This is a genomic window from Bartonella sp. HY328 (genome assembly GCF_025449335.1).
Classification (GTDB): domain Bacteria; phylum Pseudomonadota; class Alphaproteobacteria; order Rhizobiales; family Rhizobiaceae; genus HY038.
The window spans coordinates 2,200,707-2,223,669 of record NZ_CP104883.1 but is presented as its reverse complement, the minus strand read 5'-3'; the positions used below and the strand labels follow the sequence as shown (position 1 = coordinate 2,223,669).

27 protein-coding genes are annotated in these 22,963 nt (G+C 41.8%); 8 read left to right on the top strand and 19 right to left on the bottom strand.

The genetic code is table 11. The features are described 5' to 3' along the window. Positions 1-284: 284 nt before the first annotated feature. The 4 genes from N5852_RS09545 to N5852_RS09530 all read left to right on the top strand — a co-directional run bounded on the left by N5852_RS09545 (position 285) and on the right by N5852_RS09530 (position 5,316). Positions 285-2,828 carry a mechanosensitive ion channel family protein gene (locus N5852_RS09545; RefSeq protein ID WP_262097571.1) on the top strand — a complete coding sequence of 848 codons (2,544 nt, stop codon included), beginning with the start codon at positions 285-287 and terminating at the stop codon, positions 2,826-2,828. Then, positions 2,825-3,136 carry a hypothetical protein gene (locus N5852_RS09540; RefSeq protein ID WP_262097570.1) on the top strand — a complete coding sequence of 104 codons (312 nt, stop codon included), beginning with the start codon at positions 2,825-2,827 and terminating at the stop codon, positions 3,134-3,136. The genes N5852_RS09545 and N5852_RS09540 overlap by 4 nt, the downstream gene beginning before the upstream one ends. A 217-nt stretch (positions 3,137-3,353) precedes the next feature. After that, on the top strand, positions 3,354-3,857 hold the full coding sequence (locus tag N5852_RS09535) for a hypothetical protein (protein ID WP_262097569.1): 504 nt from the start codon (positions 3,354-3,356) through the stop codon (positions 3,855-3,857). Positions 3,858-4,293: 436 nt separating this feature from the next. Then, positions 4,294-5,316, top strand: a complete 1,023-nt coding sequence (locus N5852_RS09530) for a hypothetical protein (RefSeq protein WP_262097568.1) — start codon at positions 4,294-4,296, stop codon at positions 5,314-5,316. A 62-nt stretch (positions 5,317-5,378) separates the two neighbouring features. Here the strand turns inward: N5852_RS09530 and bla are convergent, their stop codons facing one another. Next, the gene (gene bla / locus N5852_RS09525; RefSeq protein WP_262097567.1) at positions 5,379-6,251 is read right to left on the bottom strand and encodes a class A beta-lactamase; all 873 of its coding nucleotides are present in this window, start codon (positions 6,249-6,251) and stop codon (positions 5,379-5,381) included. Between the two features lie 492 nt (positions 6,252-6,743). Between bla and N5852_RS09520 the strand changes: the two genes are divergently transcribed. Next, positions 6,744-6,929, top strand: coding sequence for a hypothetical protein (locus tag N5852_RS09520; protein ID WP_262097566.1), 186 nt, complete (start codon positions 6,744-6,746; stop codon positions 6,927-6,929). After that, positions 6,930-7,172 carry a hypothetical protein gene (locus N5852_RS09515; RefSeq protein WP_262097565.1) on the top strand — a complete coding sequence of 81 codons (243 nt, stop codon included), beginning with the start codon at positions 6,930-6,932 and terminating at the stop codon, positions 7,170-7,172. Between the two features lie 30 nt (positions 7,173-7,202). Here the strand turns inward: N5852_RS09515 and N5852_RS09510 are convergent, their stop codons facing one another. From N5852_RS09510 to N5852_RS09500, 3 genes are all read right to left on the bottom strand, one after another. Next, positions 7,203-7,526, bottom strand: coding sequence for a hypothetical protein (locus N5852_RS09510; protein WP_262097564.1), 324 nt, complete (start codon positions 7,524-7,526; stop codon positions 7,203-7,205). A 90-nt stretch (positions 7,527-7,616) separates the two neighbouring features. After that, entirely contained in the window at positions 7,617-8,345 is a 729-nt protein-coding gene (locus N5852_RS09505; protein WP_262097563.1) for a BRO-N domain-containing protein, read from the bottom strand. Next, the gene (locus N5852_RS09500; protein ID WP_262097562.1) at positions 8,342-8,692 is read right to left on the bottom strand and encodes a hypothetical protein; all 351 of its coding nucleotides are present in this window, start codon (positions 8,690-8,692) and stop codon (positions 8,342-8,344) included. Before N5852_RS09500 ends, N5852_RS09505 begins: the two co-directional genes overlap by 4 nt. A gap of 332 nt (positions 8,693-9,024) precedes the next feature. Between N5852_RS09500 and N5852_RS09495 the strand changes: the two genes are divergently transcribed. Continuing rightward, complete coding sequence (locus N5852_RS09495) at positions 9,025-9,600, top strand: WYL domain-containing protein (protein ID WP_262097561.1); 576 nt, start codon at positions 9,025-9,027, stop codon at positions 9,598-9,600. On the opposite strand, the gene N5852_RS09490 is transcribed toward N5852_RS09495, so the two are convergent. The 4 genes from N5852_RS09490 to N5852_RS09475 are packed head-to-tail and all read right to left on the bottom strand — an operon-like array spanning position 9,594 to position 10,762. Continuing rightward, positions 9,594-10,064: a hypothetical protein gene (locus tag N5852_RS09490; protein ID WP_262097560.1), complete on the bottom strand. Its 471-nt coding sequence runs from the start codon at positions 10,062-10,064 to the stop codon at positions 9,594-9,596. The genes N5852_RS09495 and N5852_RS09490 overlap by 7 nt on opposite strands. Positions 10,065-10,066: 2 nt before the next feature. After that, positions 10,067-10,369, bottom strand: a complete 303-nt coding sequence (locus N5852_RS09485) for a hypothetical protein (protein WP_182417163.1) — start codon at positions 10,367-10,369, stop codon at positions 10,067-10,069. Then, a complete protein-coding gene (locus N5852_RS09480) occupies positions 10,362-10,511 on the bottom strand; it encodes a hypothetical protein (protein WP_262097559.1) in 150 nt (49 codons plus the stop codon). Before N5852_RS09480 ends, N5852_RS09485 begins: the two co-directional genes overlap by 8 nt. Next, the gene (locus tag N5852_RS09475) at positions 10,508-10,762 is read right to left on the bottom strand and encodes a hypothetical protein (protein WP_262097558.1); all 255 of its coding nucleotides are present in this window, start codon (positions 10,760-10,762) and stop codon (positions 10,508-10,510) included. The genes N5852_RS09480 and N5852_RS09475 overlap by 4 nt, the downstream gene beginning before the upstream one ends. A 512-nt stretch (positions 10,763-11,274) precedes the next feature. Between N5852_RS09475 and N5852_RS09470 the strand changes: the two genes are divergently transcribed. Further along, a complete protein-coding gene (locus tag N5852_RS09470) occupies positions 11,275-11,436 on the top strand; it encodes a hypothetical protein (protein ID WP_262097557.1) in 162 nt (53 codons plus the stop codon). 38 nt (positions 11,437-11,474) lie between these two features. Here the strand turns inward: N5852_RS09470 and N5852_RS09465 are convergent, their stop codons facing one another. The 11 genes from N5852_RS09465 to N5852_RS09415 form a co-directional block, all read right to left on the bottom strand. Next, a complete protein-coding gene (locus N5852_RS09465) occupies positions 11,475-12,416 on the bottom strand; it encodes a glycoside hydrolase family 19 protein (protein ID WP_262097556.1) in 942 nt (313 codons plus the stop codon). 79 nt (positions 12,417-12,495) lie between these two features. Beyond that, complete coding sequence (locus N5852_RS09460; protein ID WP_262097555.1) at positions 12,496-13,200, bottom strand: hypothetical protein; 705 nt, start codon at positions 13,198-13,200, stop codon at positions 12,496-12,498. 39 nt (positions 13,201-13,239) lie between these two features. Then, the gene (locus N5852_RS09455; RefSeq protein WP_262097554.1) at positions 13,240-14,352 is read right to left on the bottom strand and encodes a phage late control D family protein; all 1,113 of its coding nucleotides are present in this window, start codon (positions 14,350-14,352) and stop codon (positions 13,240-13,242) included. A gap of 3 nt (positions 14,353-14,355) precedes the next feature. Next, positions 14,356-14,562: a tail protein X gene (locus N5852_RS09450; protein ID WP_182417158.1), complete on the bottom strand. Its 207-nt coding sequence runs from the start codon at positions 14,560-14,562 to the stop codon at positions 14,356-14,358. An 18-nt stretch (positions 14,563-14,580) separates the two neighbouring features. After that, entirely contained in the window at positions 14,581-15,006 is a 426-nt protein-coding gene (locus N5852_RS09445) for a phage tail protein (protein WP_262097553.1), read from the bottom strand. Further along, complete coding sequence (locus tag N5852_RS09440; protein ID WP_262097552.1) at positions 15,007-17,910, bottom strand: phage tail tape measure protein; 2,904 nt, start codon at positions 17,908-17,910, stop codon at positions 15,007-15,009. It lies immediately after the preceding gene. A gap of 120 nt (positions 17,911-18,030) precedes the next feature. Further along, positions 18,031-18,369, bottom strand: a complete 339-nt coding sequence (locus N5852_RS09435; protein ID WP_262097551.1) for a phage tail assembly protein — start codon at positions 18,367-18,369, stop codon at positions 18,031-18,033. Between the two features lie 52 nt (positions 18,370-18,421). Further along, positions 18,422-18,928 carry a phage major tail tube protein gene (locus tag N5852_RS09430; RefSeq protein ID WP_262097550.1) on the bottom strand — a complete coding sequence of 169 codons (507 nt, stop codon included), beginning with the start codon at positions 18,926-18,928 and terminating at the stop codon, positions 18,422-18,424. A 43-nt stretch (positions 18,929-18,971) separates the two neighbouring features. Further along, complete coding sequence (locus N5852_RS09425; protein ID WP_262097549.1) at positions 18,972-20,405, bottom strand: phage tail sheath subtilisin-like domain-containing protein; 1,434 nt, start codon at positions 20,403-20,405, stop codon at positions 18,972-18,974. 78 nt (positions 20,406-20,483) lie between these two features. Further along, positions 20,484-21,062, bottom strand: coding sequence for a hypothetical protein (locus tag N5852_RS09420; protein ID WP_262097548.1), 579 nt, complete (start codon positions 21,060-21,062; stop codon positions 20,484-20,486). 12 nt (positions 21,063-21,074) lie between these two features. Next, positions 21,075-22,958 (bottom strand): phage tail-collar fiber domain-containing protein, encoded by a 1,884-nt coding sequence (locus tag N5852_RS09415; RefSeq protein ID WP_262097547.1) that lies wholly within the window; start codon positions 22,956-22,958, stop codon positions 21,075-21,077. Between the last annotated feature and the right edge of the window lie 5 nt (positions 22,959-22,963).

Sequence of the window (22,963 nt, the reverse complement as noted above, 5' to 3'; positions counted from 1 at the left end):
GTTGTATCCAAACCCAAAAAGACCATTGTTATTTATAATATAGTTAGCAAAAAGTACAATTTTAAAATGTGTCGTCTAACATCAAGGCTTATCACTTATGACAGGCCACCATGATCTTTTTAATTGTTAGGGGAAGGTTCGCAATTATAACATATTGTTCATCATATATACTCAATTTTCAGCTTGGAAAAAAACGTAGTTCCTCTATATATTTAAAGCTCTTATAGAAGTTAATTCATTTGAACTCTTAGTTCGTAATTTTAACCTCATTTTGCGGTTTACACGTGTTGATTTATCTTAAAAAACTATTGCAATCGGCTTTTAAAAATTTGCTCGTTTTGCTTGCATATATCTCGCTTTTTGGGGCTTTAGGAGTTTTTTCAGCTCAGGCTCAAAATGACAATGCGTCTGGTTTTGTGGTGCAAAATGTACCCGCAATTACAACCACCGAAGTGCCTGTTACTGATATTATCAATGTTGATGATCTTTTGAAAAAACAGCAGGTTGCACTACAGGCATTGCAAGATAATTTAACCCAATTAAAAAACAATTTTCAAGATAAGCAAAATGACGATGCTGCGTTGATTGATATAAGGGCTAAATTACAAAGCCTTGCTACTGATACAGTGCAACAAGCTTTACTTTTACGACAACCCTTAATTGATGTTAATTTGAAATTGGATCAGCTTGGGGCGGCACCAGCTAGCGGTGAAGAGCCAAAAGAAAAAGTTGATGATCGCAAGCGAATGCTGGACCAGAAATCTCAAATTAATAAGCAGGTAACCGATCTTGAGGCAACCTATATATCGGCAAACCAGCTAATAATTAGTATAGTTGAAAAACGGCGTGAGCTTTTTAGCAGTTCGTTAACGCGGCGTGTTGTTTTTAATGAAGCTTTTTTTTCGCAAGTGAATAGCGCTCGTAAAGATAGTGGATATGCCGTTTCCCAAATTCTATCCAATTATGCTCATTGGGTTGTGAATAATAGATTATTATATTTGGGGCTTGCTTTACTTGGTGCATGTTTCGTAGGCGCCTTGATTATATTTATTGGCCGCCATTTGTCGCATAAGGTAAAGAAAACTGTTTATGATGATGAAAGTGGTATTAGTTATTTAAGGCTTGTTTTAATTGCACTTTTAACCTGTTTAACAGCTTCGATTGCAGAAATATTTTTCTTTGAGACTTTTGCCTATATTTTTACTTATAACTATAAGTTTCCAACTGATATTGAGGTGATGTTCGATGCTTTTGACCGCCTTTGCTTTCTCGTTGTTTTGATAGCTTCAATCGCACGCGCATTGTTTCGTCCAAGTGCTAAGGATTTAGCTTTGGTGGATATTACACCAATAGCTGCGCGTAAGTTAAATATTATTCTTTGTACCATTGCGTTAGTGTTTGGCATTAATTGGTTTTTTGATGATGCATATCAAGTTGTTTCGGCTGGTTTGTCTTTATCAATTGCCAAGGATTTTTTTGGCGTTGTTGTTATCGGCATCTTAATCGTTTTGATTGCCTTTGTTAAGCCTGGTAAAAAAGAACCTGCATGTAGTTTTGTACCATTTCCACGTCTTATACGTTATCTTATAATTATTGGTGGTGTGACACCCATTTTATGTGCAATCTTCGGATATGTAGGTATGGGGCGTTTTATTATCCAACAAATTGTTGTTGGTTTTGCCTTTTTAATTTTGATATATTTGGGTTTAAGTGTCAGTCGCTCACTAACTGGTGAAGGGGCATTTGCACAAACGCGAATAGGCCAAACAATAGGTAAGTATTTCAAGGCTGGTCCTGCTGCTCTTGATCAGCTTGGTCTGCTAGCCGGTGTATTAACGGCTGTTATGGTCTTAATTTTGTGTTTGCCGCCTATTTTGATGCAATTTGGGTTGTCCGGTGATGAAATTTTTGGCACCCTCAATCAAATATTAACCGGCTTCCAAATTGGAAATGTTTATGTTTCTATAACCGGTATCGCAATTGGTATAGGCTTTTTTGTCGGTTTTTATGCTCTTTTCCGTTGGTTTATTCGTTGCTTTGATAATATAATTTTGGCTCGTGGCCATGTTGATGCAGGTATTCGAAATTCAGTTAAAACGATTGCGGGTTATGGGGCTGTTGCGCTTGCGGGCATGATAGGTATGTCGGCCGCGGGTCTTAATCTTTCTAGCCTTGCACTGATTGCGGGTGGCCTATCACTTGGTATTGGTTTTGGCTTGCAAAATATTGTCCAAAACTTTGTATCGGGTTTGATTTTGCTTGCCGAGCGGCCATTTAAAGTGGGGGATTATGTAGAAGCCGGCACCGTGCAAGGTACTGTGCGTCGCATTAATGTTCGTGCAACTGAAATTGAAACTGGACAAAGAAATACTATTATTGTTCCTAATTCCACTCTTATTAATGGCAATGTTGGTAATTGGACTTTGCGAAATAAAATTGGCCGTATCGATTTAACCTTTACGATTCCACTTGCGTTTAAACCAGAAGAAGTGCCCGAAAAACTATTAGCTATTGCCAATTCTGTTGAAACAATCATGAGAAAGCCAGAGCCATCGGTAGAGTTTGTATCTTTTGATGATTTAGGGCTTGTTTTTACCCTTTCTGTTTACGTCCCTGATATTACGTCAACCACCGCAATTAAAAATACTATTCGTATGGGTGTATTTAATGCATTTTATGCGGATTGGTCAAAAGCGGTTCAGGCTTGGGAGCAACGTAATTTTCCGCAATATCATGACGTTTCCTCAACTGATATCGACGAAACAGAGGATGAAAAAGCAAATAACAATCAATTGTCATCAGGTTTAAAAGACGGAAAGTCAAAATGAATTGCTCATTAAAAAAAATGAATAAAAATTTGATGCATTGTGTTGTTTTTGCGGCTTTAGTGAGTTTTTGCACCTCAGCTTTGTCGCCAACAAACAGCATGGCGGCAACGGTGCAAAATAGCGGTGACAAAGCTGCAATTATTATTGTTGCGGAAGGGGCAGCGCGCCGCGATTATTCGGTCGATCCACAAAAGCAGATTTCTTTTTGTTTAAAGGGATGTTTTATTACTCTGGCCAATGGTGATCGCTATGCGCTTAATGGCAGCGAAGCCATCGAAATATCGGGAAATCGTATTAGCTTCCATTAAGTTAAGCAATAGAAAATTTTTATGCTGAATGATAATGTTGTGTGAGGGGAGCAATGACCAGTTCAAATTAATAGGTCCTGACCCCAAGGTAGGTCGATGTATTATTAAAGCGGAGATTAGCTTAGTCTTATTTTTATTATGCTATTATTATACAGAAAATTTATAGTTAAATCTGATTTAAGTTTATTCGTAGTAATAATTGTGTGGGGGAGTCCAGATGCGTTATATTTTAATACTAATATTAGCTATGATTTCGCCCTTTAATGTTGCTTACAGTGCCCAGCCTTTAAGTATTATCGGTTTAACAACTGATATGACAATAGCAGAGCTTGAGCGAAGAACGAAAATCTTGCGCTTATATGAAGATGCTGCAAGAATCAAAGCAGATTCAGGTGAATATGTAACTTTTTTAACCACAATCTATGATAAAAAGCACAATATTTACGCATATCTTAGCTCCGCTAGCTGGGATGATAAGCCGTTGATGATTACATATCGGAAAACGTTTTATGATGGTAAAAAAGGAAAATTTAATCAAATAAGGGAAGAATTTATTAAAAAATTTGGCTTGCCATCTTCAGAAAAAAAGAGTGAGTTTATTTCAATTACATTTGATATGACTTGGTATGACAATAAAAATAGAAAGCCAGAACAATGTGACTGGTATGGTTCCATATACGCAGATAGCTCTCCTCCGGATTTTGAGTGCTCTATCAATTGATCTTGCTTAATTTTCAATAATCGGTCCTTTCTCACTCCTATACTGCTAAATTTTTTCAATTCTCTAATAAACTCCATTGATAAATATTTATTTTAAAGGCGTTAAAATTCATATTAATGTTGAATGGTTGTTGAACGAGCAAACTTATTTCGTTTAATTTTTATAAGCAATAATAAAATTAGCATTAAGCCTTTCTTATTTTAAATATCGCCATACTTAATTCAATACGGCTAAATTTTGGCGATAAATTTAAAAATTTATGAAAAATTTGCCTGAGATTTGTTTTGTAGCAAAACTCCTATCTCCAATATTGCATTTAGAAAGCCAGATATTTGATGCATAAGCTGTTGACCGCTTGACAGTTGCGACAGGTAAAAAGTTTTAATTATTTGCAATATTTTTCTTTGCACATCAATGCCATTTGAAAGGCTTGACAATGAGTAGCTCCCCTTATTTAGAACATAAAAAGACAACATCTTGGTCTGCCATTTTTGCAGGTGTCGTTTCGACATTAGCAATATTAATCCTATTTTCGTTTTTAAGTACTGCTTTAGGGTTTCAAACATTAAATCCTTATGGTCACAATCCATTTGCTGGTATCGGCATGGCGGTTGGAATATCTTCAGTTATCGGGCTTATTATCGCCCTTATTATTGGTGGTTTTATTGCCGGTCGTCTTGCTGGTGCAAACGGCGCAATCCATGGATTTTTAACTTGGTGTGCAGTTTTATTGGTTGGTGCAATTATTACTACTATGAGCCTAGCAGGAGCTGCGCGGATAGGGGCAACCGCAGTTTCAAATACGTCTTCGGCAATCGGCAGTGTTGCTGGTAATACTGTATCGCTTTCGGATAATATTGCTCAGTCGTTTGGCTCATCATTACATGATTTAATTGGGGATCAAAATAGTGATGTAAATAGCAACGATATTCGTCAAAAACTTGACCAAATTTTAAAAAATACAAATATACCACAATTGCAGCCTGAAAATCTTCGTTCGGCTTTAGATGCTACGCGTCAAGATGTTAGAAATGCTGTTAATGCTATTCGATATAATCCTTCAGATTACCAAAAGATTATTGATAATTTGATGAGTAGCATTGAAAATCGCGCAAAGGGATTAACAGCTAATATTAATAAGCAAGATGTTATTACAGCATTAGAAAATAATGGTATGACGCCAGCTGAGGCGCAAACTGCGGCTAATAATGCTATAAACCTTTATAATAACCGCAGTGAAATTATTCAAAATCAAATTAACACTATGCGTCAAACAATTGCCGAAACGCAAACTTACATGAAACAGCTTGCTGACGAAGCTCAGGCTAAGGCTGATAAAGCTAGTGATGCAATTGCTAGTGGAAGTTGGATGGCGTTTATTGGAAGTATATTGGGCGCAATAATTGCGGCTTTTGCAGGAATGATTGGTTTGCGAAGCAGAAAAGAAATGGCAGTTTAATCTTTCTTTTGTCAAAGCGCTTCAATAAATGCGGCGCTTTGACCTTACATAATAACAAAGATCTAATTATTCTTTTGATAGCTATCAAATATATGTTTTCCTATATTAGCTATACTAGAATTTCTTTCCTCCATATTTGCTTTAGTGTTTTTTATGTAGATTGCTATTATTATCGGTTTATCTGTCTTTGGCCAAACCGCTGCAATAATTCCTCGTGAGCCGAAACCGCCAGCTCCAGTTTTGTCGGCAATCTTCCAACCATTTGGTAGTTTAGAGCGTAATAATGCGTCAGCCACTTTGTCGTCTATCATCCATTGTATCAGTTGCTTGCGAGATGAAGGGCTTAAAAAATTTGAAAGCAAAAGCTCTTTAAGAGTGTGAGCAATTGCATTTGGGCTGGTTGTATCTCTTAAATCGCCATTAATTGCACTATTTAATTCTGGCTCAAAGCGATCAAGGCGCGTGGTGTGGTCTTTCAACTGCTTGAAAAAATGATTCATGGCATGGGGGCCACCAACCTTTTTGTGTATTAAATTGGCAGCCGTATTATCACTATAGCTTACGGCTGCACTACATAAGTCTAGCCAATTCATGGATTTGGTTTGGTTTTTAGTGATCGGCGAATATTCGATTATGTCCGTTTTACTATATTGTACTTTTTCCGTAATATCTATTTGTCTATTATCAAAACCCTTTAGCAACGCTGCGCATATAAGTGTCTTGTGTGTGCTATTGAGAGGAAAAAGTTCATTTCCTTTATAGCTTGCTATTTGGTTTGTTTGAGTATCTAAAATGGCAACACCAATTTGCGCATTTAATCTATGTTCTTCATCTTGAACAATCTTTATTAATGCCTTGTTATCAATAGCAAGGGCAGGAGAGTTCAAAATAAGGATGAATAATAAACATGATGATAAGCGATGCCACAGATTCATGATGATCTTTCAAATAGTCTCAAATTGAAATTAGCCTAAATTACTAGGTCTATGATTTTTAATATAAAATGTGATTAAATAATTTGAAAAAAAGCGCAAATGTGAGAAAATAAAGATAAGCTTGGTGATCTGCTAAAGCTTAAAAGGCCAGTTTATGCGTTGAATCTTAGAGTAAAATTTCAAAAAATCGGATTATAAATGCAAGTTGTGGCTAAAAACAATTTTAATCGGCGCCATCATTTTTTATTTCAATGCTGAAACTTGTGGTGCGGACGGCGGGAGCCAATTGTCAATTTGAATTATTGTTTTTATTTTGTTTTTTGTGATTTTTAGTCAAAATGTTATTTTTTTGGTGTTTCTTTTTGTGTGACGTTGCGCACCATATATTTTAATGAAGTGGACGAATCAATAAGATTTGTAAAACACTAAATAAGGATTGACTCTTTTAAGGAAAAAAAGAACAATACGTGAACAAAATAAAAGGATTCGGTTATGAATACAGCACAGCAAAAGGATGAACTTGACCTATTGATTGAAGCATGGGGTGGGGATGTTAAGGCCTTGCTTAACCAATTACTACTGGAGCGTGAGCAGCTTATTTATCAAGTGAAGATGTCGGCCAATGCCATGTCATCGGGTTTTGTTCGCGGTTGGAAGCCAGAGGTTCCAATAGACTAAATGAGAAAACCCAAAACATTAGGCGGATATTATGGTGATGATACCGTTGAAGACATTAGGCCATGGCATCAACTTTGCGGCTATTGCATCAAATGTGCACATATAGGCTCAATCGACCAACACTTTATAAAGCGAAAATATCATAAAAATATGTTGCTTACCGCAATTATTCCAAAGCTTAAATGCAAAGCTTGTGGCACAAAAGGCTATGCGCAATTTGGTTATACCCATATGAACCGTTAATTGAATAAAGATAAGGCAAATTAATTAGTATTAATTTTTTACTACCTTACATTTTATTTTATAATTAATACTCTCAATTCCCTGAGAACGTTCAATACTTATAATTTTTGCCTGAGATAGATTCCATTCATCAATATATTGGGCTAGCCAGAATTGCCCATTTGGTTTAAAAAAATCATTTTTACTGGCAAATTCAATTGTAAAATCGCCATTTTTGGCTTTGGCACTATAGCTGTTGATTAATTCTACAAATAAGTTATCTAAAAATGGAAATATAGCGTACGCAGCAGGGTAAATTTCTTTAATTTTGATTTCATTAATTTTTACAATTACATCGCCATCTGTAAAATCCATTACATTTTTCCTTTTTTTTATTGCTCATAGTATTGTAATTTATTTTATGAAATTTTCAAACTATATTTGATTATTAAATAAATATATATGTTATAATGATTTTTGAATGTTGCTAACTATCCTATATCCACAATAGTAGCTTGTGCCGGATTTGACGCGGCGGATATAAATGCCTTTCACCATCAGCCGCGAAAAGTGCATTTTAGTAAAATAAGGGGCATGGGCTTTGGCAGCCCATGCGCAATAGGTTTTATAAGCTTCATCGGCACTGATGCGGCCTGTTGGGTCTTCAATTAAGCATTGGTCGATAAATTCGCGTAAATAATCTAATAGTTGGTTATTGTGGTTGATTGCTGGCTTATCATCTTCTTGCGCGACAGGTGGCAGACCAATATCATCCCATAATATTTGTGCGGCTTTGCGGCCAAAGATGCGGCGAGATTCTGCCACCAGTCGCAATTTTTCGTCTATATTATCAAGGTCAATTGATGCAGCGCGATATTGACCTGTTTTGCGGATAGAAGGCAAAACCTCATGGGCAAGGCACCGCTTGAAACGTTCTGCCTCCGCTTTGCGTGAACGAAAGACAAGGCGGTATAATCCCGCCTCGTTAATAATAATCATTTCTTGGTTAAGCGAAGGGTGTCCAGTTTTACTGGACACCCCTTTTTCGTCATTATCTAATGTGGCCAATGCATCACGATATTTGCTAATATCCAAGCAAGCGCAAATATCTTTGCCAATAAACCAAGGTTCGTCGTTAATTAGCATTGAGCGCACTACATGGTCTTCAAAATCAAAGGTGGTTAAGGGGTTCATATGTAAATCCCCTTGTATCTATCCATGGCGGGAATCTCGAAAAGGCTGCGCATAGCGGTTGCTGGATGCTTATCATTGACCAGCCGATAAGGTTCGCTCTTGTGAAAGCTTTTGCAATCCTGATTAAAATAGGAAGACCAACCATATTTGGGTTCAAAATCGCCGTCTTCTTCAAAATCACTTTCATCAGGTTCAAAATCAGCATCGCCGTCAATTTGATCTAAAAGATTAATTAGATTTTCAATGATGGCTTCTACTAAAAGCCGCTTTTTATGATAAATTTCATAGGCTAGTTTTTGGGCTAAGACGGATTCATCCGTTAATTGGGGAATAGAAGTAATAGCCATGACGGCCTCCTGTGAGCGTAAGTTCAAAGTGCTCCTGTTCAAGGGAGCAAAATAAAGTCGGGTGGTTGAACACGGCTCACAGTCCGCCCATAGCCTTCCCATTGCTGGTTTTGTATAACTATGGACACCCGACCACAGCAAGCAAAGCGCTGAAAAGCGTTGCCATTGCGATAATCGTATAAGGAAATTGCAATATCGGTTGCACTTCCGCTGTGAGTGGTGTGTTCAGCACCATGGAAGAATCTGCCGTATAAGCGAATAAATGTCAAGCCGTATTTGATAAACAGAAAATCTGTGCTAAATTTTAAATTCTTTAAAGGGTGGGGTATGTTATGGGGTATTTACTTGCCGTTATATTTTTAGTTGGTTGGATTTATCATTGGCGCAAGGCAAAAAAATTGCGTGGCCAGTTGGATATAAAAGATAAGCAAATTGCCCATTTGTTCCGTAGCTCTGTTATTCCCCCACTTGAAGAAGATATTGCAGTTTTACCACAGCCTGCAATAGCTGCGATTGAAGCAAAGCCAGTTGAAGCTAAAATTGAGGTAGTTGAGCAGCCGAACCAAGACCGTATTGCTGAAATGGAACGCACCATAAGACGGCTTGAAAACAAAACAAATAGCAAGTTTCAAAATTGGTTTAATGAAAACTGTCGTCCCGTCCTTGTTGACGCAAATTTTCAAATTGAATATCGTGATTTTGAAGGTGTGGTAAGTGAGCGCATCATTACCCCAAAAGAAATATGCTATCAGCCACAACAGAAAGTTTATTATATTTCAGCCTTTTGTCATTCACGCAAAGAAGATCGAACATTTAGAAGTGATAATATCATATCTGCACGCAATCTAGACACTAATCGTGAAATCAAAGAACTCGGAAAATACTTATTAAAAACACAATATTATTGAGCTTTGTTTACCTTAAATACATCACAAAAGGGGCCGAAGGTGCGGGTGTTGTCGCCCTCATCTTCCAAATCATAATTGGTGCAAATACGGTAACTTCCCGCGCGTAAATTGCAGGGGCTGCCGATAAAACGGCTCAATGGCATTAACGTGGTGCCGTTTGCATCAATTTGGTAATAGGCATAGCCACCGCCAGAGCAACTTAAGCTAAGCTGGCCTTGGTCTTCCTGGGCGTAAATACTGGTAAACCATTGCCCACGTACTGGGCGGTTTACCCGCAAATGATAGGCAATTTCAGGATCTTGCCCGATTTCAAAATTTGGTACATCAAAGCCTGCGGTAAACCACGGCTGCGGCGAGGTGGCATCATCAATAAAGCGAGTGATAGGTTTTATAAAAAGCAAGGCGATGAAAGCTAGCACGATAATTGCACCATACCAATTTTTGCTTAATTCAATATGTGGCATTTTCATTTTCCACCTCGTAAAATTTGTAATATTCGAAAAAGGTCTTCTTTATTAAGGTCGCTGATAAAGCGCACAGCCGCATAGCCCGCCATGGCTAATAGCCCTGCAACACTATTGCGATAGGTGGCGGGATTTAATTCCATCCAGTGCATCATCGGCTCAGTAAAGAAAAAGGCGCAAAACAAGCCAGCAGAAATACGGGTGAGGGCAAGCCAAAAAGAATGGCGTGTGGATGTCAGCATGGACACCAACAGCCCGCCAAGAATTGCAAAGATAAAGCCAAGTTGATCCTTAAAGTCATTCATTATTATGGTCCTTGGCGTTATTTTTAGTGGTGGGTGGAAGCGTTGCATTATTTCCAGCACTTTTGTTTTGCCCCAAAGCGGTTGGTTGCAATGAGCCATTTGGTGAGTTGCGGCTCGGTTTTGACCAATTGGGCAGGCTCATTGATTAAGGGTGGCTTTGTCCAACCCGCGCAGGAAAACTTGGCACTTGTTTGGCAGCCCACCAAGAGCAATGCAAAGGGCATAATCAGAAAGGTGATTAACTTCATTTTGGATCTCGCTTGCGGATTGATAGGCATTGGCGGCGTTTTTCAAGGTGGTTGCCCGCTCAAACTCGCGGCCATAAAAAAAGCCGCTTAAAAAAGCGGCTGTGACGACAAGGGCTATAATGCCAATTTTATAAAATGGGTTCATGTGATTCGTATCTTTATATGTTTGCTACTACATATAGTGAATGCTTTAGAAATTTTTATTAAATTTTTGTGAGCAATATGAGAACAATGGGGATATATTACATAAATTAAAACAATGACTTACATTTAAATATGTGCCATTTTTATAGGCTATTTTAATTCAAAAAAATATCTGCAACGCTATATTTAGTGTTGATTTTGCATTTTAGATGGTTGATAACTTGAATGTGCTTAGCACATGATTTGCAGAGCCTCGGCGGGAACCAAAAGCTCTGCTTAAGTGTAAACCCCAAGCTAATGGAGTATGTTATTTTCTACGGTTACATTGTAAAGAGAATTTACAGTGGTGTCAATACGCTACAGCCATACCAGCCTCATTATCTAACGTTTAGTTTAGAGGCTTTAAGTTATAAAAAATCGCTGTAGGCTCAAGTTGACCTAAACTTCTGTAGGCGATTATTTGAATGCTAACCTAATAGGCTTCATTAGTTTTAAAATCTTTAAGGAGATTTTATGAAGTTATCAATATGCCTTTCAATAAATAATGGCTTTAAAAAACAGTCTGCTTGTTTGAGCGTGAATGCATCACCACAAATGGTAGATGCAATATTGCAGTTCACTAAATATAGTGCTCTTGTGATAGCAGCTTTCATAAAGCTATTTATTGGTGGCTAATTATATAAAATTGGAAAGCGCCCCTTTTGGGGCGCTTTTTACATTTGTGCCTTTAAGGTGCGGATAGCCTTAGTAATGCGGTCTTGGAAAATAAGCCCAAAGACTGAAACAAAAATCAACGCTGCCGCAAGAGCGGTGATAACCCGCCAATCGCCAAGCCAACTGGCGCCACTAATGCCTGCTAGGCCAGCAATGGACGTGATACGCTCCCAAAATGGAGCGGTTTTGTGCAATGGCTTATCCAATTGCTTTGGAATTTTTACCTCCACCACTGGAGCATCAGTGATGATTTTTGGCAAAGCTGCTTTGTCTGATAGCTTTACTAAGGCTTTATGCATTTCTGCTCTCGTGCGTGGGCCTGAAATGCCGTCCACCATGATATTAGCATTTTTTTGAAAGTCTTTAATTGTATCAAAGCCAAGTAGGGCAAGGCTTGCCTTATCATACCATTGCAAGCGGTCGGCATAGCCATTAAGCCCGCCATTAACGCATTTCGTCACCATTTCAATATCGCCGCGATCAGCATAGCGATTGATGCGGTTGGTATTCCAATACCAAAAGGCGCAAAGGGCAGACCAAGGGGCTTTAGCGATTTGTTCTGGCTGCTCAATAAAATTAGGCGGCGACATTTTTTCATTAAGGCACCAATTATAAAAGGCTGTGATGTTGGCCTTGCCGGTAATTTGAATTAAGCCCCAGCCTTTGTATTTTTTGCCATCGCCATCGCGCTCTTTAGTATTGCCAAGGTCGGTGCGGATATCATAACGGTGTTGCGCCTTGGTTGGCCCCCATATTTCTTGGTTGTAAAACAGCCCATCCGATTCATGCAGGATTTGGGCAAGAAATTGTGCCAAGCGATGCGGTAAATCAAGGCCATAGCGCGCGCCGTAGCGATTATAAGCATCAATTACAGATTGGATATTATGTTCTTTTGCGTGTGCGCCAGCAATCTGACGCAGCATTTTTGCTGTCAGCTTCATGAGATATCCTTTTTAAAATGGGCAATAAAAAAGGCAGCTAAAAGCTGCCCTTTGAATAATTTAGATCGGCTATGACAAGTTAATCAGAGAGGCGTCCTGTCGTTGCCTTAACATCAATGACATGATCAACTAAAAAATCATAATCGCATTGATAAGTCTGATATTGCCAAGATCCAGCGAAAGTTTGAAATTTCACAGAGTCACCTATATACGAAATTATGTGCAGGCGACTATTCTTCCAATTAAAACGCGTAAATTTGGGGGTAGTAGTATCGCTCGTCCATTCAACTCCGTAAGTGGCTAACTGTTCTATAGATTTGCTACAAGCGATTTCAGCATTTCGTAAGAACTTATGGCCCACACACTGTGCACTGTCTAAACATGCTTTTCCCTGCACGGTTTTGGTTAGTGCTTCAAGATAATCTAATTTCTCTTGCAATTCTTGATTTCTAAACTTTTTGTCCGTCAGCATTTCCAAACTACGAGGGTCAATATATAGAGTAGTTTTAAACTCTTGGAGTTTTTTCAATTCTTTCCACTTCTCAGGGTCCGTTATATTTTCTTTCCTAGCGGCAAGGTAATCGTCATAACTTACAAAACCGGTTGGGAAGACTATCCCACGACTGCTATCCTTTAGATAAAAGGCACAGGCAGCCCAGATAATACAACTACTTACCACTATTATAATGCCGACTTTGCGTTTGTTCTTAAAAATTAGCATAATAATCCCAGCAACAAGCGTTACAGGACAGGCAATATATAAAAGTAAGGCGATGAAGTACATTTTTTATCTTTCTAATAACCTAAACGCTCATTACAATTATTACACCTTATTATCAAGGTCACTCCAATCAAGGTCGCGCATTGGTGTTTCGCCTTTGCCTTTTTTAGCCTTTCTTGCTTTTTTCTTTTTTTGCTTTTTGGCTTCATTATCTTTTTGCGGGTTTAAATCGGCATCAATGCTTGTTGTATAGCCAGATTTTGAAATGGCGTGCGTTGCAGTTTCAATATTAAAGGCAATGCCATCAATTTGCGGGCGCATATCTTGGTAAGTAAAAGGCGATCCTGCCCGTACACGCGGATCACCAACAATTTGGCAAGATGTGGTTATGGTTTTTGACTTTAACTCCTCACCCTTAGCTTTTGCGGCAATTTTTGCCTCTTCCTCATCGCCAAAGGGTTCGGCTATCTCATAATCTGCTGTGCCGTCCACATCGCTTTCCTCAGAAAACAAATCACGCTCCGCTGTTTCGCGGTTTTGCTTATGGGCTTTAACCGATTTGAATTTGGAGCGATGGGAAAAAACAACGCGGGCACTACCCTCAATGGTATTTTGCGGCGTGGCTGTAAAAGCCATGAGTTTTTTGCCACTTGCCGATTTTTCGCTGCCTTTTTTGGCAAAGATCATTTTGCCATCTTTTACAGTGAAAATCGCGCCATGACGCTTGGCAAGCCGCTCAATAAAGTGAATGTCACTTTCATCTTGCTGGCCAACCCATTTATAAACATAGGAGCCAACTTCTGGATCCACCATTGGTGAAAGACCGTGCTCGCCGGCAATTTCACTTACGATTTCATGAATGCTTTTATTATCAAAATGGCGGCCTTTTTGCGCTTTTAACCCATCACGCATATCGGCGCCCTTGCCATTGATTGACAAGGTATAGGGCTTCATTTTAATTTCAGGATCATCAATGGTATATTTGCCAAAATAAGCGACCCCTGTTTCAAGATAACCAAGCCAAGCTTCGATAATGTCGCTTTTTTCTGGTATTGCCAAGAATGGATCACCATCGCGCAGTTCAAGCGTAATAGTGTCGGATGTAATGCCGCGCTTGTCTGATATTTGAACGGAGATTAGACGGCCATTGAAGCCATCGGCAATGGTTTTGCCATTCACCTTGATGACGGCATGGGGTGTTTTTGCTTCACTCATCGTTTAATCCCATAAATAGACAAGGTTCAGCTCGTTATTCTTTTCAACTTCTGGCAACATAATGAGCGTGCCAAAGGGCAGGGGCTCGCCTTTTTTGGCAAGGCCCGGATTGGCTTCTAATACGGCTTCAACATAGCCGCTTTCATCGCCATAGATTTTGCGGCAAATGCGGTCAAGCATTTCACCTTGAATGGTTTTATAATGCGCCATAAAATATCCAAACTTGCTTTATCCAAATAAAGTCTCAACAATTGATACGCCCGCCGATGGCGGGCCAATATGCAGCGTGAGGGCGATTGAATAAACATTCTTCCGCGCAAGGCCGTATCGGGTGTGATAGGATTGATCTTCCTCCACTCCTTCAATACGGTAATTGCCAAAATACTGCCCCGTCATGGCTATAAGAGGAAAGATAAGACCGCCTTTTGCTGCCATACGCAAAGCTTCCATAACAATGAGGCCGCCAAACTCTTCAGGGAAAAGCACACCTTCAAGCCGAACCTTGTCAGTTTGGCCGCCCATCCACTGCGCCACATTAAGCCCACCAACCACGCTTAACTCTGCCCAAGTGGTGCTTAAACTGCGCCCTAAGCGGTTATAGCCAAAGCGGGTGGAGTGGAACATATAGGGCCCTAAGCACATTGGTATCGGCATTTAATACACTCCATCAGAAAAGGCGCTGCGCCCCAAGGCATCAACTTCAGCCGATAATTTACGCATAATCGTATCGGTGAGAGCATTAACGTCCATATTGGGGCTTGCTTGGACATTGATTGTAACGCCGCCAAGATTGACGCTTGTTTGTTTGCTGCCTGCGCCACCAGGATTGCCATTATTTGCGGTTGGCATCGAAAGACTGGGACTGCGCATATTGGCGATGCTGCTTAAATGTGCCGCAGTATCGCTTGCTGGGTGGATAAGACCACTGGTGCCAGGTGAAAACAGTTCAGGCCCTTGCTCACCGACAAGATAAGTACCACCGCGCGCCACTGGTCCGCCTGCAGCTCTTGCACCATCAATGGCAGCTGTTGCAGGGGTGCTTGGCGTGCCGCCCATCCATTCAGGCAACATGCCGCGCAGCGAACCTGCCGCGTTAGAAGCAGCATTTGATATGCTTGATTGGATATAGCTGACAATTTCACTCATCACTTGCTTGATGCCATCCATCAGCGCGTACATTAATTGCTTGCCTGCCTCCACAAAGGCCGCAGCGTTTGTTAAAACTGCGTTGGCAAGCATGGGCGGTAAGCTTGCCATTTTACCAACCAAAGATGTTAGCGCATTCCAATATGCGGTTGCAATCGTCTGCCCCCATTGCATACCAATAGATGCAAGGTCACCAACGGCTGAAAGTATAAGCGAGGGCAATCCAGTCAGCATTCCAGCGATAGTGGTCACCCCTTGCCAGTAGCCACTTATCATCTTTAATCCTAAAGATAGGCCAACTGACATGAGATTGCCTGCAATGGACAGAATACGGGAGGGCAAGCTTTTCCAAATATTTATCGCCATCGGCAACACATAAAGAAAACCTTGCAATAGCTTGCCACCCCAATCCATAGCTAGTCGAAAATAGGCACCAGCCAATGATAATAATCTTGACGGAATAGACGCGATGAGGCTTAAAATAGTTGATGGTAGATTTTTAAGGCCGTTCAATATCCTTTGTGCAATACTGCGCCCCATTTCCTCAAAGCCAGCAGCTTCACTGTCGCTATATTCATTCATGGTGAATATATCAGAAAACCAGTTGCCAATTGCTTCAGGTAAGCCTTTAAACCAATCAATAATACCAGAGGTAAAATCAGTTACAACATTCCAAACGTCAGCAATAGCACTTATAACCTTTTCAGGATCAATACCAAGCCATTCCATAAAGTCGAATATTTTAGTAGTTGCAAAACTTGCCGCAGCGCTGATAAAGCCAGTAATCGCATTAATAATGCCGCCGAGTGCTTCCCCAATAACGGAGGCAAAACCAACAATAAAGCGCGATATTGGCACCCAATAATTATAGACAGTGAGTGCAAGACCGATAACGAGCGCAACAATTGCGGCAATAATGCCCCATACTGGCGCGGTTATGCCAGCAATGGCCGCACCGATGCTGGCTAATACGCCACCAATCATGCCCACAACCGAGCCAAGCGCAGAAATGAGGCTTGCAAAAATGCCTCCGCTAAAAATTGTACCAAAAAGCGAGCCGATAGTTGCACCACCACGCAACAGGCTAAAGCCTTTTGATGCACCAAGGGTTGCTTGGCCAAGACCACTCATGCCGCTTATTGCCGCTGAAAGTAATCCACCTTTGGTCCATAAAAGCGCAAAGCGGGCAGCCGTTGCCGCAACACGAAAGGCAACAAAAGCCGATGTTGCTAAAATAACATTGCGAGTTAATTCAGGATTAGCTTCAGCAAAATCAGCTATTGAATTGATAATGGGCACTAATTTATCGGCAAGATCAGCTAAAACAGGCAATAAAATATTGCCAATAGTGATGCTAATACTTTCAAAGGCAAGGCCAAAGCGCTTGGCCGCAGCCGCACCGGTTTTTAGCCGCCTTTGATAATCTTCTTCAACAACGCCTTGCGCTTCCATCGCTTCTTTACGAATTTTGCGATATTCATCAATATTTTGTAAAAGTGGCCGTAAACCTTGCTGCACCTGTGCATCAGAAAAAAGATAACCTAGCTTTGACATATCGCCTTTTAAAGTGCGATTTGTAATCTCGGCAATAGCTTCAATTGGCGTCATGCCTTTTTTTGCTGCAACCTTTAATTCCTTTTCTAGGTTAACGCCCATTTTTCTGAAGGCTTTAACCGTTTGCGGCGCTTGCATCTTTTGCATGATGTTGGCTAGATTGGTGGCTGCACTCGCACTATCGCCCGTGCCTTTGCGCACAATTTGGAGGGCTGCTGATAGGTCGGCCACAGCTGGTACGCCCGTTTGCCCCAAAGCCTGATAGCCAGCACCAAGGGTTGGGAAATATTGCGCCATGTCTTTAAGTTCAAACGCGCCGGCTTTACCGGCTTGTGCCATGGCATCCAATGCTTTGCCAAATTGATCAGCTGGTACTTTTAAATTGCTTAACGCAGCATAGCCAGCTTGTGCAAGATCTGAAACTTCGGCATTATAGGCGGTGGCCGCTTTACCGATAGGATCCATCAGCTTCATGGCGTCTTCGCGGCTAGCACCCATGCCAGCCAAAACGTCAATACCAGATGCAGCTTCTTGCGCCGATAGGGTGGTAGCGCGTGCCACTGCTCGCACTTCCTTGCCGAGCTCTTGCAATTGCGAAATCGGCACATCGACCTTTTGCGCAATATCTTCCAATGCACCTTCAAAAGCAATGGCAGCTTGAGTGGGTTTGGATAGAGCTTGGTAAAGCCCAAAGCCTGCCGCCGCCGCACCTAGCATTGCCCCTTGTGAGGCAGCAAGTGCTGCGCTTGTTCTTTGCTGCGATGCTTGTAGCCGCCCCAATGTGGCACCAATAACGCGAGCAGGAGCTGAGGCTTGATCAATTAATTTAATAATCAAGCTTGATGTATAGCTGCTCATTTTATTTTCCACTTTTAGGGGTAAGTTTTACCGCTGCCTCTGCAAATGCAAAAATGCGGTCTATATCCATGGCTAAAAATTCACTAACAGGTGTGCATAGCTGGTGGGCGCAAAGGGCAATTACGTCAATGAATTTTCCGCTATTTGCGCCATTTTCGCTTCCTGTGCTTGCTGCGCTTTCTCCACCCTTTGCTGTGCTAGCTTTCCCATAAAGGGAACTGCAGCCTCCAGCACATTGGTTAAGTCATCAATAGAAAGTCCAGTGATCACTGGTAGTGGCACGCTTGCCATAGAGGCGATGGTGGCAAATTCCTTGCGCTGTTTGCCTTGCACGGCATCGCTGGCTAGCATATCTTCACCAATCATTTTACGGCTAAAAGTAATGCTGTCATAATTCTTGTTGTTATAGGTTACGCTGTCTTCAAGCGTGATTGTAACTGGGGCTAATTTTTCAGCCATTATAAACCTCTTATATTTGCGTGATACATGTTTTAATCGGGAGGCGATTATTTTACGCTAATAATGCTTGGCGAATGCCACTTGTCTGCGAAACTCCACCAACTGAAACATTAAAAGGATCCATTTCGATGATAACGCGACCAGCAACTTCCAAGCGATAATACCGAACTGAAATGGCATAGTCATTCTCGCTCATTTCACCGGGCGACCAGTCGCCAGCATCATGTTTCATTAAGCGACCGCGAATATAACCAACAGCGCTAACCACGTCACCCGTTTCATGGGCCAAAGCACCTGTAATCATAAATTCACGCTCTGCACCGACTTTTAAGCCAAATAGAGACATAACCTGCGGATCAAAGCTGGTAAGCTTGAAAGAAGCCTCTGCCTTTTCATAGCCCATGGGCACATCAATTGGCATGACCATGCCCGCATTGCGCAGCTCTTCCATTTTTTCGGTAGGTACGGGTAAATTAACGGATTTTGCTTGACCAATCTGGGAGACCTGATCCACAAAAATAGCGCAATTGCGCAAAATATAACGCGGCAAATCAGACATTACATTAAACCTTTATACTAACTGATTGATGATATTAGGGAAGTTAATTCGCGGCGAGCGAGCCAGAATTGATTTCTTGCGCTACCTTGTTCAGCAACAATGTATAGCTGGCAATATTACGATGCGCCGTGATGCGAATATCAACCATTGGGGCAGGTGGCTCGAACTGGACGCCAAGTTTAATAATGCCTTGCGCCATTTCACCGTCGGTGTTGCTTTCTAAAAGCCAAACATCCCAACCGGGCAAGATTGCACCTTCAAGCTCCATTGTGCGAAAAAAGCTACGTGCTCCTTCCACCATGAATTTAAGATTGGCCACAGAAAACGGCTTATCGACAAATTTCAAATAGGCCTTTTCAACACCTTCATTTATGGCATCGGCAGTGCGGCGCACGGGTATAAATTGCCACATTAAATCACTGTCGCACGTCCAAACGCCCCATGCACGAAAGCCTTCATTGTCAATATTGACAATGGTGTTAATACGGTTTTCGTTAAGGTAATTGGATTGGGCACCATATTCAATCGGGCGGTTGATGCCAACAATACCCGCAATCGGCATATTAGAGCCTGCCCACCAGAAGCCTTGCTCAAGATCCATTTTTGCTTGCAATGCAGCAAAGATTGCAGATGAAGGCTCTGGCACATTATACTGCTTGTCGGTATCAAACTTTAGCACTTTGGGATCACACACAATAATGCGTCCTGAATTGATTAGGCCGCGATATTGCACGGCTGCTTGGTCGGTAGTATCTGGCGCATCAACATAAGCGACAGCGCGCATTTTGTCCGCAACGCCCATGAGTTCTGCAACAACAGGGTTCATGGTTGCGCCAATGTTGGCGGTTGCTGTTGCGCCGCTACCATCACCGCTAATTGTCACAATAGGTGTGCCAGTAAAACCAAATCCCGGTTTTTTAATAATGATGGCACTAATTGCTCCACTATCATCAATAATTGCTTCAGCTTCAGCGCCTTTGCCAGTACCTGTAATGCTAACAACGGTACTGTTGGCCTTATAGCCGGTTCCTGCAATAGTTACATTGATTGATGCAATGCCGTCACTTGCCGCGCTTTGGGTAAGGCTTGGGGCAATAAGCAATTTGGGTTGGTATAACCCAAGGGCGCGGCTGCGACGAAAGGCATGAACGCCGGTAAAAGAAATTTGGTCGCCGATTGCGTTTGCCCATAAGGCTGGCGCTGTTTCCGCGTCTTGGATGCGCACAATAATGATTGGACAAATAACAGTGTCATAAACGGAATCGAGTGCCTTTGCTAATGTGCCAGTTTTGCCAAGTAGAGCCGCATCTTGTGGCTTTAATATCTGCACTGGTTTATTTAATGGAAAGGCTTGCGGGTCAGCATCGGGCGCAGTGCCAATAATGCCAATGACAGCCGTTTGCGCAAGGCGCACCAGCAAGGGTGTTTCAGCCGATTCAAAAACGCGGGTGCCGTGGTGAAAAGATACAGCTGCCACTTCAGTTCTCCTTAGATAAAACAAAAAAACCGCCAAATGGCGGTGTGGATTGCAATAATTTGTTTAGATGGTTTTGGCTTAAGGCCACTTCACAGCATCAAAGATTGCTTGCGCTTGTTCTACCGTTGTTGCGGTATCAATACTGGCCTTTGTTTGTAGGCGTATAGTTTCAATAGCCGCACCAACTTGTTCCCAAAGCGCATAAGCCCAAGTGATGTTTTCAGCGACTTCCGCCAAGGTGTCACCATCAATGCCAAGGCTAGATTTTAACAGCAAATATTCATTTTCATTGGGGGCTTTGATGCTATCTGGATCTTTTAAATGCGCCGCATAAGCCTTGGCATAATTTGCAGCTTGGTTGACCTTTTCTTGATAGGTCATAGATTGACCAACGCCTGGCGTAATATATTTTAGCCGGGCTTTTTCAGCGTTTTCATCAACCAATTGTTTCAGCGTTTTTTGAACAACCTCAAGCTCTGGTGTTTGTATAATCGGGGCTTTAAAACTCTTACCGTCATAACTCCAACCGGCTTGGACTTCTGCATTGCATAAAACAAGATTTTTTGCAAAATCGGGATGGTAGTATTCAAAAATATTCTTATCCGTAGATAGAACTGCTTTTACAGTTGTCTCATCAATTTCCGCGTAAAATTTCATTAAAACCACCTCTTAAAATTGGATTACAACCAACCCATTTGCCCCTGCGCCGCCTATATGTCCCTCAGAGCCGCCGCCACCACCACCGCCGGGATAACTCCCATTTGATCCCGGTGCGCGCATTGTTGGGCTGGTAATGCTTACTCCGTAGGCTGCTGCACCCGTTCCGCCAGCTAACGCGGCTCCAACCCAACCAAAACCGCCACCGCCTCCATTGGCTTTCATGCCGTTTCCAAAACCAGAACCGCCAGCTCCTGCTCGCCCTACAATTTCGTTATTGCCTAAGAACCCGCCGCCACCGCCATTCGCAGTCGCAAAAAGTCCAAAACTGGAAGCGCTGCCGCTTTTGCCATTATAAAGATTTGCAGCGGGGTCTGTAATTCCACCCGTGCCGCCCACTCCAACGGTAACGGGAATAACTTGGTTAGGTAGAACCGGCACTGCAGAGCGAACATAACCACCGCCGCCGCCACCAGAACCTGCAGAACCAGAACCAATGGATGCACCTCCACCACCGCCACCGCCCCAAATTTCAACGGTTACAAGATAGACGCCTTCGGGAACGACAAAATTGGTAACCCCCACATTTGAAAAAACGACCGTTTTATGCGCGCTTAACCGGCTTTTGTATAAACCAGATATTTGGAAACTATTGCCGTCAAATAATAACTCAACAATGGAGCCGGCGATCAAATCATTAGCTTCGCAAGGGGTATTGTCTGCACGGATAATGTTTTTTGCACCCAAGCCATTTAGGTTTAAAGTGGGTGCCTCCGTGTTGTTAGTCTTGATTAAAAGGTTTATGCTCGTACCCGCTGGTAAAGTTGCTGGTACCGGATTAAGCGTTGCGGTTAATTCGTTTGCGGTACCGCCAGCCTCTGCAAAGTTCCATTTACCGCTTTGGCTATCAAGTGCGATTTTTTCAATATAGGTGCCATCAACCTTGTTGAAAACGCGCCCATCAGGTAGGCCAATGCTATGACCATTGGGTGTAACAGTGAACGACCAGCTTTTGCCATCCCATTCAGCCAATTGCCCGACCTTACCAGCCCATAAACCGGTTGAATTTGCTGGGACAAGATAAGTGTCACCAATAGCAAGCCGAGCGGGTGGGGCTGAGATATCAATCGCTATCACCGCCACAAATGGTGGATTTAGCAACTGTTTTGATGGTATACGATAGTTAGCAACATAATTTTGGCTTGCTAAAACCTCAACATATTGGCCATTTACTTTCGTAAAAACACGCCCGTCAGGTAGGCCAACGCCATGGCCATCAGGCGTTGCAATGATAGCCCACCCGCCTTGAGTAAATTCGGTTAAATTTCCCTCTTGCGCTGCCCAAACTCCAGTTGAATTATTGCCAATAATATAGCTGTCACCAATATTCGTTTTGGTTGGGGGCGTAGCAAGATCGATCGCTTTAACTGGGACCCAAGGCGTGGTTGTTAAGCGTTGCAAAGGGACATTTAAGGAAGGGTCAACTTTAATAGTGATGTTGGCAATGTTGGAAAATGCGACTTCAATACGAATAATGCCTTCAACGGTTTGGCCTGAAGTAGGTACTGGCTTGTTGATCGGCGGGTCATAATAAGCAATGGCGATTAAATCGCCTTCATCATCTAAAAGACCTGCTTCACGAATGGTAAACGGTCCCTCGCTTGCGTTTAAAAATATATCAAAATAGGCAGTATTTTCACTGCCTGCTACCAATCCATTACCACTAATTGCTTTGCGTAACACTTCTCGGTAAAGCTTGGTTTCACCGCCTGATGGCACGGTTTCACCAGAGCCAATTGCAATGTGGCTAATATTGATGCTTGTGCCACTTGCCAAGGCCGCAGCTTCTTTAGCGCGTCCTTTAGTTGTCATTAAAGCAAATGTTTGTTGTGCCATAATCT